14 protein-coding genes are annotated in these 14,638 nt (G+C 62.3%); 6 read left to right on the top strand and 8 right to left on the bottom strand.

Going from position 1 to position 14,638, the window contains the following annotated elements:
* From ACK4OE_RS22645 to ACK4OE_RS22615, 7 genes are all read right to left on the bottom strand, one after another.
* The coding region (locus tag ACK4OE_RS22645) for a Gfo/Idh/MocA family protein (protein ID WP_409888344.1) at nt 1-1,072 on the bottom strand (1,072 nt) is incomplete at its 3' end.
* A 56-nt stretch (nt 1,073-1,128) separates the two neighbouring features.
* Entirely contained in the window at nt 1,129-2,139 is a 1,011-nt protein-coding gene (locus ACK4OE_RS22640; RefSeq protein ID WP_409888342.1) for a sugar phosphate isomerase/epimerase family protein, read from the bottom strand.
* Between the two features lie 328 nt (nt 2,140-2,467).
* Nucleotides 2,468-3,445, bottom strand: coding sequence for a substrate-binding domain-containing protein (locus ACK4OE_RS22635; protein ID WP_409888340.1), 978 nt, complete (start codon nt 3,443-3,445; stop codon nt 2,468-2,470).
* A gap of 193 nt (nt 3,446-3,638) precedes the next feature.
* Nucleotides 3,639-4,694, bottom strand: a complete 1,056-nt coding sequence (locus ACK4OE_RS22630; protein ID WP_409888338.1) for an ABC transporter permease — start codon at nt 4,692-4,694, stop codon at nt 3,639-3,641.
* Entirely contained in the window at nt 4,675-6,165 is a 1,491-nt protein-coding gene (locus ACK4OE_RS22625; RefSeq protein WP_409888336.1) for a sugar ABC transporter ATP-binding protein, read from the bottom strand. Before ACK4OE_RS22625 ends, ACK4OE_RS22630 begins: the two co-directional genes overlap by 20 nt.
* Nucleotides 6,162-7,400: an ROK family transcriptional regulator gene (locus ACK4OE_RS22620; RefSeq protein ID WP_409888334.1), complete on the bottom strand. Its 1,239-nt coding sequence runs from the start codon at nt 7,398-7,400 to the stop codon at nt 6,162-6,164. Before ACK4OE_RS22620 ends, ACK4OE_RS22625 begins: the two co-directional genes overlap by 4 nt.
* Nucleotides 7,401-7,633: 233 nt before the next feature.
* Entirely contained in the window at nt 7,634-7,894 is a 261-nt protein-coding gene (locus ACK4OE_RS22615) for a phage integrase N-terminal SAM-like domain-containing protein (RefSeq protein WP_409888332.1), read from the bottom strand.
* A 123-nt stretch (nt 7,895-8,017) separates the two neighbouring features.
* On the opposite strand from ACK4OE_RS22615, the gene ACK4OE_RS22610 reads away from it, so the two are divergent.
* The 3 genes from ACK4OE_RS22610 (at nt 8,018) to ACK4OE_RS22600 (ending at nt 10,848) form a co-directional block, all read left to right on the top strand.
* The gene (locus ACK4OE_RS22610; protein WP_409888330.1) at nt 8,018-8,518 is read left to right on the top strand and encodes a hypothetical protein; all 501 of its coding nucleotides are present in this window, start codon (nt 8,018-8,020) and stop codon (nt 8,516-8,518) included.
* 86 nt (nt 8,519-8,604) lie between these two features.
* The gene (locus ACK4OE_RS22605; protein ID WP_409888328.1) at nt 8,605-9,657 is read left to right on the top strand and encodes a hypothetical protein; all 1,053 of its coding nucleotides are present in this window, start codon (nt 8,605-8,607) and stop codon (nt 9,655-9,657) included.
* A gap of 312 nt (nt 9,658-9,969) precedes the next feature.
* Nucleotides 9,970-10,848: a restriction endonuclease gene (locus ACK4OE_RS22600; RefSeq protein WP_409888326.1), complete on the top strand. Its 879-nt coding sequence runs from the start codon at nt 9,970-9,972 to the stop codon at nt 10,846-10,848.
* Nucleotides 10,849-10,976: 128 nt separating this feature from the next.
* On the opposite strand, the gene ACK4OE_RS22595 is transcribed toward ACK4OE_RS22600, so the two are convergent.
* On the bottom strand, nt 10,977-11,696 hold the full coding sequence (locus ACK4OE_RS22595) for a class I SAM-dependent methyltransferase (protein WP_409888324.1): 720 nt from the start codon (nt 11,694-11,696) through the stop codon (nt 10,977-10,979).
* Between the two features lie 247 nt (nt 11,697-11,943).
* On the opposite strand from ACK4OE_RS22595, the gene ACK4OE_RS22590 reads away from it, so the two are divergent.
* The 3 genes from ACK4OE_RS22590 to ACK4OE_RS22580 all read left to right on the top strand — a co-directional run bounded on the left by ACK4OE_RS22590 (nt 11,944) and on the right by ACK4OE_RS22580 (nt 14,608).
* Entirely contained in the window at nt 11,944-12,432 is a 489-nt protein-coding gene (locus tag ACK4OE_RS22590; RefSeq protein ID WP_409888323.1) for an Rrf2 family transcriptional regulator, read from the top strand.
* Nucleotides 12,395-13,351: an NAD(P)/FAD-dependent oxidoreductase gene (locus tag ACK4OE_RS22585; protein WP_409888321.1), complete on the top strand. Its 957-nt coding sequence runs from the start codon at nt 12,395-12,397 to the stop codon at nt 13,349-13,351. Before ACK4OE_RS22590 ends, ACK4OE_RS22585 begins: the two co-directional genes overlap by 38 nt.
* A 366-nt stretch (nt 13,352-13,717) precedes the next feature.
* A complete protein-coding gene (locus ACK4OE_RS22580) occupies nt 13,718-14,608 on the top strand; it encodes a GyrI-like domain-containing protein (RefSeq protein ID WP_409888319.1) in 891 nt (296 codons plus the stop codon).
* Nucleotides 14,609-14,638: the final 30 nt, after the last annotated feature.

Genomic DNA, 14,638 nt, shown 5'->3' with positions numbered 1-14,638 from the left:
GATAGTCGGCCGCCAAAGGGTCGGCCGCGCGGCCAGCGGCACGCGCGCGGATGTCGGCCGCCACACCCAGGTAGATGTTGGCAAAGGCTTCGATGAACGCCTCGGGGTGCCCCGCAGGGATGCGCCCTGCCCGCCGCGCCGCTTCGCACAGCCACTGCGAGCCGCGCGTGAGGATACGGCGCGGGCCGTCCACAGGGGAGTGGACGAGCTGGTTGGGCTCTTCCTGCCGCCAGGTGATGGTGCCCAGCGTGCCCGAGACCTGCAGGCGCAGGTCGTTCTCCAGCCCCGCTGCCACTTGCGATGCCACGATGAAGCCGCGTGCACCGCTGTCGTAGCGCAGCAGCAGCTGGGCGTCGTCGTCCAGCTGCCGCCCGGCGCCAAAGGTGGTGAGGTCGGCGCACACCCAGGCGGGGTGCTGTCCGGTGACGGTGGCGGCCAGGTTTTCGGCGTGTGATCCGATGTCGCCCAGCGTGCCTGCGCTGCCGCTGCGCGCAGGGTCCAGCCGCCAGTCGGCCTGCTTGTTACCGCCGCCCTGCTCTACCGCCGTGGCCAGCCAGCCCTGGTTGTATTCGACGGTGATCTTGCGGAGCTGGCCCAGCGCGCCGCTGTGCACCAGGTGGCGCGCCTCGCGCACCATGGGGTAGCCGGTGTAGTTGTAGGTCACGCCGAACACGGTGCCCGCCTTCTTCACGGCGGCCACCAGTTCGTCGGCCTGCGCGCTGGTGTGCACCAGCGGCTTGTCGCACACCACGTGGAAGCCCGCCTGCACAAACGCCAACGCCACCGGGTGGTGCACATGGTTGGGGGTGACGATGCTCACCAGATCGATGCGCTCGTGCGCCGGGCGGCGCAGTTCGTCGGCCAGCAGGTCCTGCCAGCTGCCGTGGTTGCGGTCGTCCGCCAGGCCCAGTTCGGCGCCGGATGCGCGCGCCCGCTCGGGCGATGACGAGAGCGCGCCCGCCACCAGTTCAAACTGGCCGTCGAGCGCCATCGCCTTGCGGTGCACCGCGCCGATGAAGGCGCCGTGGCCGCCGCCGACCATGGCGTAGCGGAGCTTTTGGGGACTGGACATACGAAACGCCTTTGCTCGCTGTGTGTTGTTGTTATCGGTTTTTTGCACGGGTGCGGCTAGGCCTGCTTGTCGCGCGCAAACACGGCGTCGAATGCGCCAGCTGCCGGCTTGAAATCCAGCCGTTTGCAGAACGCCGCGCTCTCTGTGGCGCCGTGCACGCGGTCCATGCGGCTGTCTTCCCACTCCACCGAGAGCGGGCCCTGGTAGCCGATGTCGTTGAGCGCCACGATGATGGATTCGAAATCGATCATCCCGCGTCCCACGCTGCGAAAGTCCCAGTTCCGCCGCGCGTCGCCAAAGCTGGTGTGCCCGCCGAAGGTGCCCACCGTGCCGTCGCCCTTGCCCCACCACACGTCCTTCATGTGGGCGTTGTAGATGCGGTCGGCAAAGTGGCGGATGAACTTCACGTAGTCCACGCCCTGGTAGGCCAGATGGCTCGGGTCGTAGTTGAAGCCAAAGCGCTTGTTGCCGCCCACGGCTGCAATCGCGCGCTCGGCCGAGGCAATGTCGAACGCGATTTCGGTGGGGTGCACCTCCAGCGCGAAATTGATGTCGTGTTGCTCGAACACATCGAGGATGGGGCCAAAGCGCTTCGCAAAATCGGCAAAGCCCTTGTCCCAGTATTCCTGCGTGGTGGGCGGAAAGGCATAGATCGAATGCCACACCGATGAGCCAGTGAAGCCCGTGACCGTCTTCACGCCAAACTTGGCGGCAGCGCGCGCCGTGTCGGCCAGCTCGGCCGCTGCGCGCTGGCGCACACCCTCGGGCTCGCCATCGCCCCACACATGGGGTGGCAGGATGGACTGGTGGCGCTCGTCGATCAGATCGCACACGGCCTGGCCCACCAGATGGTTGCCGATGGCAAAACATTGCAGGCCGTGCTGGGCCAGCAGTGCGTGCTTGTCCTTGACGTACTGGGGCGACGACAGCGCCTCCTGCACGTTGAAATGGTCGCCCCAGCAGGCCAGCTCCAGGCCGTCATAGCCCATGCTTTTGGCCAGGGGCGCAAGTTCTGCCAAAGGCAGGTCGGCCCACTGGCCGGTGAAAAGGGTGACGGGTCTTGGCATGGTGGCTCCAAGGGGCGTGGGGTTGCAGGTTTGAAGCGGCTATAAGCTATATTTTCAATAGCTGCTAGCGCTTACTGGATAAGCGCTAGAGGCCAATTTGGCTTGATTTTTCACACATCTCAGATCACCCCTCACACCCTCTCCCCTGGTGGGAGAGGGCCGGGGAGAGGGGGGAGTGAAACGGGCGCGGCGCGGGTGCAGCCCCTCTCCCCCACCCTCTCCCGCGAGGGGAGAGGGGGTCAACCCCCAGCGCCGCTGCGGGTGCACGGGCTGATGTCCTCATCTGAGGAATGTTCCTGATCAGGCAACTTGACTCACATTGACGCCATCAAAAAGGCGAATCAGGAAAGTAAAAGTCCTTCGCCGTTTCCTTGGTGATCAGCACGGACGGAATGATGGTGTTGGCGGGCAGCTTCTCGCCTTTGATCCGCGCCTCGGCCGTGAGCTTGATCGAGTCGTAGATGAACTTGGGGCTGTACGACACGTTGGCCTGGATGAGCGGGTTGCTGCCATCCATCAGCGTCTTGATCATGCCCTTGGCACCTGCGCCGCCAAACACCAGCTTGATGTCCTTGCGCTTGGCCTGCTCGATGGCCTTGAGCACGCCCACGGCCATATCGTCATCGGCGGCCCACACGGCGTCGATCTGCGGGAAGCGGGTCAGGTAGTCCTGCATTACCTTGAAGGCGTCGTCGCGGTTCCAGTTGGCGTACTTGGCGTCCAGCAGCTTGATGCCGGGGTTCTGTTTCAGCACCGCGTTGAACGCATCCATGCGCTCGTTGTCCAGCGTGGTGGCAATGCCGCGCATGGCCACCACATTGCCCTTGCCGCCTAGCGCCTTGACGATGTACTCCGCAGGGATGCGGCCAAACGCGGTGTTGTCACCGGCCACGTACGCATCCTGCGCGCTCGTGTCGGACAAGCCCCGGTCCACCACCGTCACGTACACGCCCTTGGCCTTCACCTGCGCCACCGGCTTGGTCAGCGCCGCCGATTCGAACGGGAAGATGACCAGCGCGTTGATCTTGTTCACCGTGACCAGGTCTTGCAACTGGTTGGCCTGCTCGGGCGCGCCGCCTGCCGTCTTCACGATCACCTGCAGGCCGGGGTGGGCCTTTTCCAGGTCCTTCTTGGCCTGGTTGGCCCAGTACACGATGCCGCCGGTGAAGCCGTGCGTGGCCGATGGGATGGCCACGCCCACCACCGTCTTGTTGGCCTGCGCCATGGCAGGCGCGGCCAATGTGAAGGCGGCGGCGCCCACGGCCGAGAGGGCCAGGCGGCGGGTGAAAGAAAGTTGGCTGTTCATGCGTTGTCTCCTGTTGCTTTGGAATATGGCCATGGAAGCTGGCCGGCTGGGGAACACCTCGAAAAACAAATGCACGCAAAGAGTGGCTGGAAAACTCAGCGAAGCGGTCCTGGCTAGGCGCTGTGTCGCAGACAGTGCGAGTAGCACGGCAAGACACAGCAACAACGCCAGGAGAGTTGTTCCATCCACTCCATCACCGCTTGCCCCTTTGCATGAAGGCGACCGCGATGATCACGAAGCCCTGCACCGCCGCATTCAGGTACACGCTGATGATGCTGGTGAGGTTGAGGATGTTGCTGATGACCGAGAGCAGGATGGCCCCCACCACCGTGCCGGTGATGCTGCCCGCCCCGCCCTTCAACACCGTGCCGCCCACGATGACGGCGGCAATCGCCTCCAGCTCCCACAGCAGGCCCGTGGTGGGCGATGCAGAGCCCAGGCGCGGCACATACAGCAGCGTGGCAATGCCCACGCACACGCCGAGCAGCATGTACGTCAGGATCTTGATCTTGTGCACATCCACCGCCGCGTACTGCGCCACCTGCTCGTTGGAGCCGATGGCCTGCACATAGCGTCCATAGGCCGTGCGGTTCAGGATGACGCCGCCGATGACAGCCACCAGCAAAAAGATCCACACCGGGATGGGCACACCCAGCAAGTTGGCGTAGTACACCGGGCTGTAGATGTCCGACAGATCGTTCTCCAGCGTGATCGCCCCGCCGTTGGAGAAGTACGTGAGGTACGCGCGGAAGATGCCCAGCGTGCCCAGCGTGACGATGAAGGGCTCGATGCGGCCCTTCGTGATGAGCAAACCATGCACCAGCCCGAACACCGCACCCAGCACCACCGCCAGCAGCATGCCCACCACCACGGCCGCTATGGGCGAGCCGAGCACGGGTGCCATCGCGTTCATGAACAGGATGACTGAGCCCGCAATCAGCGCCGCCATGGAGCCCACCGACAGATCGATGCCGCCCGAGATGATCACAAAACACATGCCCACCGCGATGATGCCGATGAAGGCCGTGCGCGTGAGCACGTTCATCACGTTGTCGTAGGTGGCGAAGTTGCTGTTGAGCAGCGTGCCGGCAATGCACAGCAGCACCAGGCCGATGACCGGGCCCAGCCCGTGCAGCTTGCCCCACCAGGCCGTGGCGCCGCCGTGGCGGCCTGCACCGGGTACCACAGATGGTGCGGGTGCTGCGGCAACCGCTGCGGTGGTAGCGTTTTCAGCGGGTACCTGTGGCATGGGCGATCAACTCCTCTTCGGTCAGATTGGGTTCTTGCAGCGTGGTCAGCAGCCGCCCGGCGCGCATCACCGCCACGCGGTGGCACAGGCCGATCAGCTCCATCAGTTCGGACGAAATCACCACAACAGCAAGCCCCTGCTCTGCCAAGCGCTGCACCAGGTGATAAATCTCGCGCTTGGCGCCCACGTCCACGCCGCGCGTGGGCTCGTCCAGCACCACCACGCCGGGGCCGGGGTGCAGCACCTTGGCCAGCGCCAGCTTCTGCTGGTTGCCGCCCGACAGCGACGACGCGCGCACCTCCAGCGACCCAGTGCGGATGCCGAACTCCTGCACCGCATCGCGCAGCGCAGCCTGCTCGGCCGCCGGGTCGAGCCAGGGCTTGGCATAGCGCTCCAGCGCCATCAGCGTCAGGTTGGGCCGCAGGCTGAAATGCACATGCAGGCCCTTGCCCTTGCGGTCTTCGCTCAGGTACGTCAGGCCATGGCGCGCCGCATCGCGCGGGCTTTTCAAATTCACCGGCTTGCCAGCTATGTCCACCGTGCCGGCAGAGCGCGGGCGCAGGCCCAGCAGGCCCTCGAACAGCTCCGTGCGGCCAGCGCCCACCAGCCCGGCAAAGCCCAGGATCTCGCCACGCCGCACGTCAAAGCTCACGTCCTCGGCCCACCCCGGCACCGTGAGGCCGCGCACCTTGATGGCCGGTGCGCCGTGCTGCGGTGCAGGCAGCTTGGGCGGGAACAAATCCGCCAGCTCGCGGCCCACCATCAGGTTGGCCATCTGCCGCCGCGTCACGCTGGCCGTGGGCTCGCGCGCCACCAGCAGGCCGTCGCGCATCACCACCACCTCGTCGGTGGTGCGTTCCACCTCGTCGAGCTTGTGCGATATGTAGATGATGGTCACGCCCGCGGCCTTCAGCCCGGCCATCAGCGCAAACAGGCGCTCCGTCTCGCCCGGGGTCAGCGTGGCGGTGGGCTCGTCCATGATGAGCAGGCGCGCATTGCGGGCCAGCGCGCGGGCAATCTCCACCAGCTGCTTCTCGGCCACGATGAGCTTGCGCACGCGTGTGTCCGGGTCCAGCGGCAGGCCCACTTTGGCAAGCGCCTCGCGCGTCTTCTCGCGCATCGCCTTGTCATCGAGGAAGGGGCCGCGCTTGATCTCATGGCCCAGGAAGATGTTCTGCGCAATCGTCAGGTCGTCCGCCAGGTTGAACTCCTGGTGGATCAGCACAATGCCCTGCGCCTCGGCCGCGCGCGAGCCGCCGCCCGGGACGCGCACCGCGCCGTCCACCACCACCTCGCCGGTGGTCGGGCTCTCGTACCCGGCCAGAATCTTCATCAGCGTGGACTTGCCCGCGCCGTTCTCGCCCAGCAGGCCGTACACACGACCTGGCTGCAACGCAAAGCCCACGCCGTGCAGCACGCGCACGGGGCCAAACTCCTTGGTCACATTGCGGAACTCGACGGCTACGCTCATCGCGCTGCCCCCACACCAACGCCCGCACCCGCTACCGAGCCCGCGCGCGACAGGCTCTCCTGCATCGCCAGCACACCCGCACCCACCACACCGGCATCGTCGGCCAGCGGCGCGTATTGAATCTCCAGATGACGCGTAGACAGCGCCAGCGACCGGTGGTACACGCTCTGCCGCACCGACGCGAGGAACAGCGGCCCCATGTCCGTCACCCGCCCCGCAATGAACACATGCGACGGGTTGAAGAAGTTGACGATGGACGCTAGCATCTGCCCCACCAGACTGCCCGCGCGCTGAATGATGGCGTTGGCCGCCACATCGCCCGCGCGGCTGGCCTGGGCCACGTCTTCAATGGTCAGCGTGCCCGTGCTTTGCAGCCGCTCGGCCAGCAGGGCGCTCTCGCCGCGCTGCGCGGCCTCGACGGCCATGCGCGCCATAGCGGGCGTTGCGGCCATCGCCTCCACACAGCCCTGGTTGCCGCAGTGGCAGCGCGGGCCGTGCTGGTCCACACAGATGTGGCCCACATCGCCCGCCGAGCCGTTGGCCCCCCGGTACACCTGCCCGTGGCACACAATGCCGCAGCCAATGCCCGTGCCCACCTTGATGACCAAAAAGTTGGGCAGATTGCGCTGCAGCCGGTACATCTCGCCCAGCGCCATCAGGTTCACATCGTTGTCCACAAACACCGGCGCGGCAAACGCCTCGCGCAGGTAGTCGCGGATGGAAAAGCCGTCCCAGTCGGGCATCAGCGGCGGGTTGACGAGCTGCCCGCTTTCAAAATCCACCGGCCCCGGCACGCCCATGCCAATGGCAATCACCTGGTTAGGCGCCAGCCCACAGCGCGCCAACAGCTCGCGCATCAGCCCCCGCACCCGCGCCAGGATCACGCCCGGCCCCTGGCGCACATCGATGGGCTCACGGTGCCGCGCCAGCACCGTCATGTCGGGCCGCATGACGGCCACCTGCATGCTGGTCGCGCCCAGGTCGGCGCCAATCACCACGCCCAGGGTTTCGCTCAATCGAAGGGTTTCGGCACGCCGGCCGCCAGAGGATTCCTGCAGGCCCACCTCGTCGAGCAGGCCTTCATCGAGCAGCGCCGCGACCATGGCGTTGGCCTTGCTCTTGGAATAGGCCAGGCGTTGCGCGAGCGCATTGCGCGACGCGCCTGCGGACCAGAAGATGGTCTGCAAGACGCTCAGGTCTTCGGTGCCGCAGTGACTCCAGCGGGTGGATGGCAAGGCTTGTCTCCTGTCATGTTTGTATGCAGCACCTCATGGGGGTGGGTGCTTGACAGGGATGCTATGCGGTCTACTTTGGCCAGGCAAGACTGAACTTTGACCTAGAAATGCTCAAAGAATCAATCAATGCTGAGTGACTCAAGCTGCTGGGAGGGGTCGCACTACGACTCAATGCAGATCGGAGGGAGTGGTTGGGGCCCAAAGCAGCCCTTCAGATGAACGCCCAAAAGCCGTCATTCAGCCGGCTGCAAGTTCCAGGGCAACATGCCCAGAAAACGCTCGATTTCCACTTGCACTCTGTCTCGCAGATGCCGCAAACCATGCCATTTCACGAACATGCGCACCCATTTCACATAGGCCCGCTCGGTGCGTGGGCTATAGTGTTTGTAACAAATTTGCTTGCGGCTTGATCCAGCAACCGTGTGGCGCGCAATGTAGGAGAGGCGGCGGGTTTCATGGCTGAATTTAGTACTGCATATTTGTACAGCACGCATACCGGAAAGCAAGGCTGTAAGCCCTTTTCCGCGTTTTTTCTATACCAATCTAGACCGCAAGCGCCAGTTATGGCCTGCGGCTTGGTGCGGTCTACATTACGTTAGATCCAAAAAGAAGGTCCTATGCCAATACCTTTAGTCCCGATAATCGCCGCACTTGCTGCAGGCGGTACTCTTGTTCCCCACGCTGCCGGCGGCCTAATCGTCACTGCAGCTGCTGGGGGGGGATATGTTGCTGGTACATATTTAAGTACAGCAGCCGTTGCCAGTGTGCTAGTTGGCGGGGTTGCTGCCTTGGGAACCGGCGTCGCGGTAGCTACCGGAGCGGCATCCGCAGTGATTGGTGGCGCGGGAGTTTTTGGCACAACTATTGGAGCAACCGGGCTTACTGGTGCACTGATGTCTGCCGGTATTATTTCTGCAACTCCAATTTGGGTTCCTATCGCCATTGGCGGTGGAATAATTGGAATTATTGCGGGTGCATACAAGCTGTACAAGCTAAAGAAGAAGCTCCGAGAAACACCGCATGGCGAAGAGGCGCACTTTACTGAAAGTGAGGCGCGAGCCGTAGAGAGGGTTATCAGGTTGGCCGTTAAGTATAACGGCTTTAAGCCTGAGGCCTAGCTTATCATTCCACCGGACCACCTTCGGCCGCCGGCGAATTCAAAAGTTAGGCTTCATCTTTCAACACACCACTGATCAAAACAGGCATGCCGCAAAAAACAAGACTTCAGATTCTCGGAGAGATAGTCACCGACTACACGCCTGCTAGGCATGAAGCGCAAATGCTCCCGAAGAATCATCAAAGATTTTTGTGGTACGCCAACTTCAAGCGCCTCCATCCGGCGTCATGGGCAAATCCAGAAAATATTCCATACGTAGCGGTAACAGGCCTTATTGATGCGTACTCGCAATTGCCACGCAGACCAGATTTAGCCTTCAATTCCCTGTGGTCTGCGACCAATAGCTCGTACAACGACCTATATTTGGCCAGCCATCTGAGTCACGGCGCAGCATTAACCGACAGCAAATCTATCGAATATTCCCTTGAACGAATTTCTCACCAACTACACAAAAGCATCCCCATCTCAGGAGTGGTGAGTGGGGGCCTCTCTAGCATCTCAATATTTGACCTACTCAAAGAATATATAAAAATCGCGCCTGATAAGAATTTTAACTTCGTCGCGCAGTACGTCCTTCGAGGGATAGCCGTGGAGTCGCACAACATGCGACAAGCCGCAACAACAACCAAAATACGCGAAATCCTCATTCCTTCTACATACCTAACATTCAAGAAAAGGTTTCCAAAAATTCACAACAAAATCAGCAACTCAACCGGTCTGAAGTTCTCGAATCTATGCACAATTTCGGAAACGCCATGCAGAACGGATGTTGATTTTGGAATCCAGCAGGCCAATAGTGAACAGGCCAGAAGGCTTGTCCACGCCACGGGCAAGATCCTCCGCCAAGAAGCCATCGCAGCCAACGTAACGAAAAGCTCGACACAAATAGGTTTCGATGACCATAAACACTGGCTTTCATTTTTGATTCTGCCTTTACTTTATGCCACCCGCAATACTGCAGCACATGGGAATGCCGCATCAAGACTCAACAGCATTTTTACAAATGGAAATTCCATTTCATCATCAACATGGACTTTTTTGTTCTGCTATATTTATTTCTCCTTGATACTGCTTTGCCAATCAAAAATAACCATAAATGATCTCGAGCCACTATATGAAAACACAAGGATAAACATATAGAGCGGCGATCATTCAAGGTGCACGCAGCAGGCAAAGAAATAGCTCAGAAATTCCAATGCGAGGGTCTGGATGTTTTTTCATGTTTCGTAAACATTCCGCTTCTATGGGCATCCCGTCAATTTGTATCACTTCGCACAGACCCACAAGCCTAGCTGGTTGGTCAAGCGGACGCCAACAAGGGCTATGGCTTCACCATTTTCCTGGTCCTTGACGGTGCCCTGCAGTCGCTACGCTCCCTCCGGCGCCGCTTACCTCGGGCGTTAGGCGTCAGAATCACGCTCCATGACGTTCCCTAGTGACATCAAGTTGTGCATGCGCGAATGCATCCTGAAGCTGCTATGGCCAAAGGACGATATCGTCTCGTTCTTCGAGAACAACAGCTGCACAAAGTCGGACATTCGAGCGATTGGTGACTATAAGACAATGCATCGCTACGCAATCGTGGATGCGATGTTCGATCATTTGTCGGCAAAGCCAGACGAAGGTCTCGGCCAGTTCCGATCAATGCTTCAGTCGCTTCTCAACTGGAAACAGTTCGATTCTTACTACTTCGAAAAATTAAAGAAGTTGGACAAATCGGAAGCAGAACGCTCAATCGCGCAACTAAAGATCCTGCAAGAGATTCGCGATCACAAGATCCAGATGCAGCGCAGGGAGCGTGAGCGGAAAGAAGCAACAGCAAAATCTTCGGCGGTTACTCTGCCTGATTTGAAAGCCCGCTTTATCTCGCTACTCCAAGGAGAGACTGCAGGCGCTAAACGCGGCTATGCATTGGAAGAGATCCTTCAAGAGCTATCCAAACTCAATTCGTTAGACGTCACCGAACCGTTCCGTGTAAATGGAGAACAGATTGACGGGTCGGTTAAGTACGACGGCGAGCACTACATCATCGAGGCGAAGTGGCAGGATAAAAGTGCGGCGAACGAGGCCGTCTATCAGTTCGCAGGAAAGATCGAGGGGAAAATGTATGGGCGTGGGCTCTTCTTCTCGATTCACGGCTATAGCGAGCATGTTGTTGGGTCGCTGGTCACCGGAAAAGCAATCAAGACGGTGTTCATAGATGGGGCAGACTTGATCGTGGTTCTGGAAGGACTACTGACCTTCTCTCAAATGCTGGATCGCAAGATCAAAGCGGCCCAAACAAAGGGCCTGATTTACATCGATGCCATCACGGCTAAGCCCAAGCTGTGACGCCAAACCCTTCCACCGAGAGGACCGGTCCCGTCAACCCGGGCCTGGCATCTCATGTCAAACGTTGAATGTCTGCTTCTTGATTCCATCAGCGACGGCTCATAGCCGAGTACGGTCTTTCGTGCCGATCACGCCCGCGCCAGCCATCCTCTAAACGCAAACCCCATGTAAAACATCTGCACATCGGTGAACCCAGCCTCGCGCAGAATCGCCTCGTCTTCCTGCGGCGTCAGCACCGCCAGCTCCGCCGCAATCTTGTCCCGCGCCCTGGCCGCATGCTCGGGCGGCACACCGGACGCCGCCTGAAACGCGGCGTAGCGTGACAGCCACAGGCCGCGCTCCCCTGCCCCGCCCTCGCCGCCAGCACCTGCGTCATCCGCCACGCTCAGATGCGCCACCACTAGCGGTGCCCCGGGCTTGAGCCGCCGCCGGATCTCCGCCGCCATGGGCACGCGCTCCTCGCGCGGCACAAAGTGAAAAGTCAGGAGGCAAGTAGCGCCATCGAATGGCCCGGCCGGTGCGCTCTGCACATAGCCGTGGTGCAGCGTGACGCGGTCGCCAGGCACGCCCGCGCTTTGCAGCCGCTGCGCGGCCAGGTCCAGCATGGGCTGGCTCGGGTCAACGCCGTCAAACCGCCAGCCGGGTTGCGCCCGCGCCATGTCTTCCAGTTCCAGCCCGCCGCCCGCGCCCACCACCAGCACGCGGCCGTGGGCGGGCACGCGCTCGGCCAGCAGGATGCGGGACATGCGCAGCAGGCTGTCGTAGCCGGGCACGTTGCGTCGTGGGCCTTCGGCGTAGCGGGCGACGGCGGCGGGGTCGGTGAAGGGGGACGTGGTGGGTTGGGTCATGGTGTGTTGCGTGTGGTGGATACGCGCTTTTGCGTTGAGCTTGTCCAACGGCATTGCCAGGTCAGCGCAGGGTTTCGGCAGGCTCAACCCGAACGGTCAGGGGTGGGCAACGTCTGAAAAAATCAAGCCAAATTGACCTCTAGCGCTTATCTATCAAGCGCCAGCAGCTATCAATTCAGTAGCTTTCTGTTCGTGCGCCAGCACTGTTTCTGGTTGCATGCTAGCATCACGCAACTTTTAATGTTGCATGAAACGAGATAGCCGACTTTCCAATGTTCTCCACGCGCTGCTGCACATGGCAGAGATGGAGGGGCCCGCCACCTCTGAGGCGATGGCGCAGGCCATGCAGACCAACCCGGTGGTGGTGCGCCGCCTGATGGCGGGGCTGCGGTATGCGGGTTTTGTCAGCTCAGCCAAGGGCCATGGCGGAGGGTGGGTGCTGTCGTGCCCGCTCACCGACATCACGCTGCGCGACATCTACGAGGCGCTGGGCGCGCCTACGCTATTGGCGGTGGGCAACCGCGTGGAGAGCCCCGGCTGCATCGTCGAACAAGCGGTGAACCGCGCGCTGACCGACGCCTACCAGGCGGCCGAAGAGGCGCTGCTGGCGCGGCTGGGCGAGGTAACGCTGGCGCAGCTGTCGGCCGAGTTTCATGAACGCATGGTGGTCGGGTGCCACGGGCACAAGGAGATGGAGCATGGCGACAGCAGCAATGACAACCACCCAGGCGTATGAGGTGATCGTGATAGGCGGCAGCTTTGCCGGCCTGTCGGCCGCAATGCAGCTGGCGCGCGCCCGGCGGCGGGTGTGTGTGGTGGATGCAGGCCAGCCGCGCAACCGGTTTGCGGCAGCGTCGCACGGCTTCTTCGGGCAAGACGGCGAGCCGCCGCTGGCGATGATCGAACAGGCGCGGCGCAAGCTGGCGGCCTACCCCACGGTGGGTTTTGTGCAGGGCACGGTGGTGTCGGCCACGGCGCAGCAACGGGCGGGGTCACCCGAGAACGGGTTTGAAGTGGTGCTGGACGATGGCGCAACCCTGGAGGCCCACAAGCTGGTGCTGGCGTTTGGCGTGTTGGATGGCCTGCCCGAGATTGCCGGCCTGCGCGAGCGCTGGGGCGCATCGGTTTTGCACTGCCCGTATTGCCACGGCTATGAATTTGCAGGCCAGCGGCTGGGCGTGCTCTACCACTCGGCAGGCTCGGCCATGCACGCGCAGCTGATTGCCGACTGGGGGTCGACCACCCTCTTCCTGAACGGCGACACCACGCTGGAGAGCGCCGAGCGCGAGCGACTGCTGGCGCTGGGCATTGCCATCGAGCCCGCACCCATCGCCGCGCTGGAAGGCCCGGGCCAGGCGATGCAGGGTGCGCGGCTGCAAGCCACTAGCGATGCGCGCGTGGTGCCGCTGAATGCGCTGTATGTGGCCGCCACCACCCGCCCTGCCAGCCCGCTGGCCGAGCAACTGGGCTGCGCGTTCGACGATGGGCCCATGGGCCCGTACCTCCGCACCGATGCGAACACCAAGATGACCACCGTGCCCGGCGTGTATGCCGCAGGCGACCTGACGCTGATGCGGCACAACGCCACGCTGGCCTCGGCCGAAGGGGTGCTGGCGGGTGTGGGGGCGCACCAGGCACTGGTGTTTGGGCAATAAGAGCAGCTAACAAAACTCTTCTGGCGTTGTTGCCGCGTCTTGTCGTACTGCTCGTACTGCCTGCGACGCAGCGCCTAGGAGGCTGTCGGACTTGGAAATCGTCGGCTGCAAATCGGCCGCAGCGGTCCATTTTTTACCGTCTTTTTGCCCCATAGCTGGGCTATGGGGCTGCAAATCCGGCAAAAACTGTCCTCGCTGGGGCCAATTTTCGCTATCGACGCTCCAAGTCCGACAGCCTCCTAGCCAGAACCGCTTCGCTGATTTTTTTTAGCCGCTCTAAGTAGCGCAGCGCTGCCGCGGCACCAGGCCACAAAGTAGCAAGATCGGCTAAGTACCGGCGCGCAAGCTGCGGCACACTCTGCAGCCATGAGCCTGGACCAGAGCGCCGATCAGCACTACCGCGACCGCGTGGCCCGCGTGGTCGCCCACATCGTGGCGCACCCGCTGGCAGCGCATCGGCTGGAGGACCTGGCCGCCATTGCCCACTTTTCCCCTTTCCACTTCCACCGCGTCTACAGCAGCATTGCGGGCGAAACCGTGGCCGCCACGGTGCGCCGCGTGCGCCTGGCCTTGGCCACGCGGCTGCTGGAGCAAGGCGGGCAGAGCATCACCCAGGTGGCGATGGAGGTGGGCTACGACAGCCCGCAGGCCTTCACCCGTGCGTTCAGCCAGTTCACCGGGCAGTCGCCACGGGCGTTCCAGCGGGACATGCACCGCCTCATCCTGGATTCAGGCGCCGCAAACGCGCACGCAAACGCGCACGCAAACGCGCATGCAAAGGCCGAGCAAACGCTGGCCGTGCATATCGTCGAGCGCCCGGCACAGCGCCTGCATGCGCTGCGCCACCAGGGGCCGCCATCCACCATCCCCCACACGCAGCGGCGGCTGTACCTGCAGTGCGGCCAGCGCGCGGTCCACCGGCTGGGCGCATCGTGCGGAGACCCGCAGGACGTGGAGGGCGGCAGCTTTCGCTACTACGCGGCCGTGGTGCTCCCCGACGCGCCCTCAGCGGCAGACAACGGGCTGGAACGGCTGGACATCCCCGAAGGGCTGTATGCACGCCACACACTCACTGGCCCCTATACGCGCATCAACGCCGCACTGGCGGCCATCCACACACGCTGGCTCCCGGCCAGCGGCTATGAGCCGGACGACCGCCCCACGCTGGAGCACTACCTCAACTCCCCCCGCAACGCCGCGCAGGCAGACCTGCGCACCGACCTGCTGATTCCCATCCGACCCACCACATCCCTATGACCCGTTTTCGCTGGCTCTTTCGTTCCCTTT

This window comes from Acidovorax sp. (assembly GCF_046314175.1).
GTDB lineage: Bacteria > Pseudomonadota > Gammaproteobacteria > Burkholderiales > Burkholderiaceae_C > Acidovorax.
The sequence above is the reverse complement of the archived record's forward strand: the minus strand, read 5'-3'. Positions and strand labels throughout refer to the sequence as shown.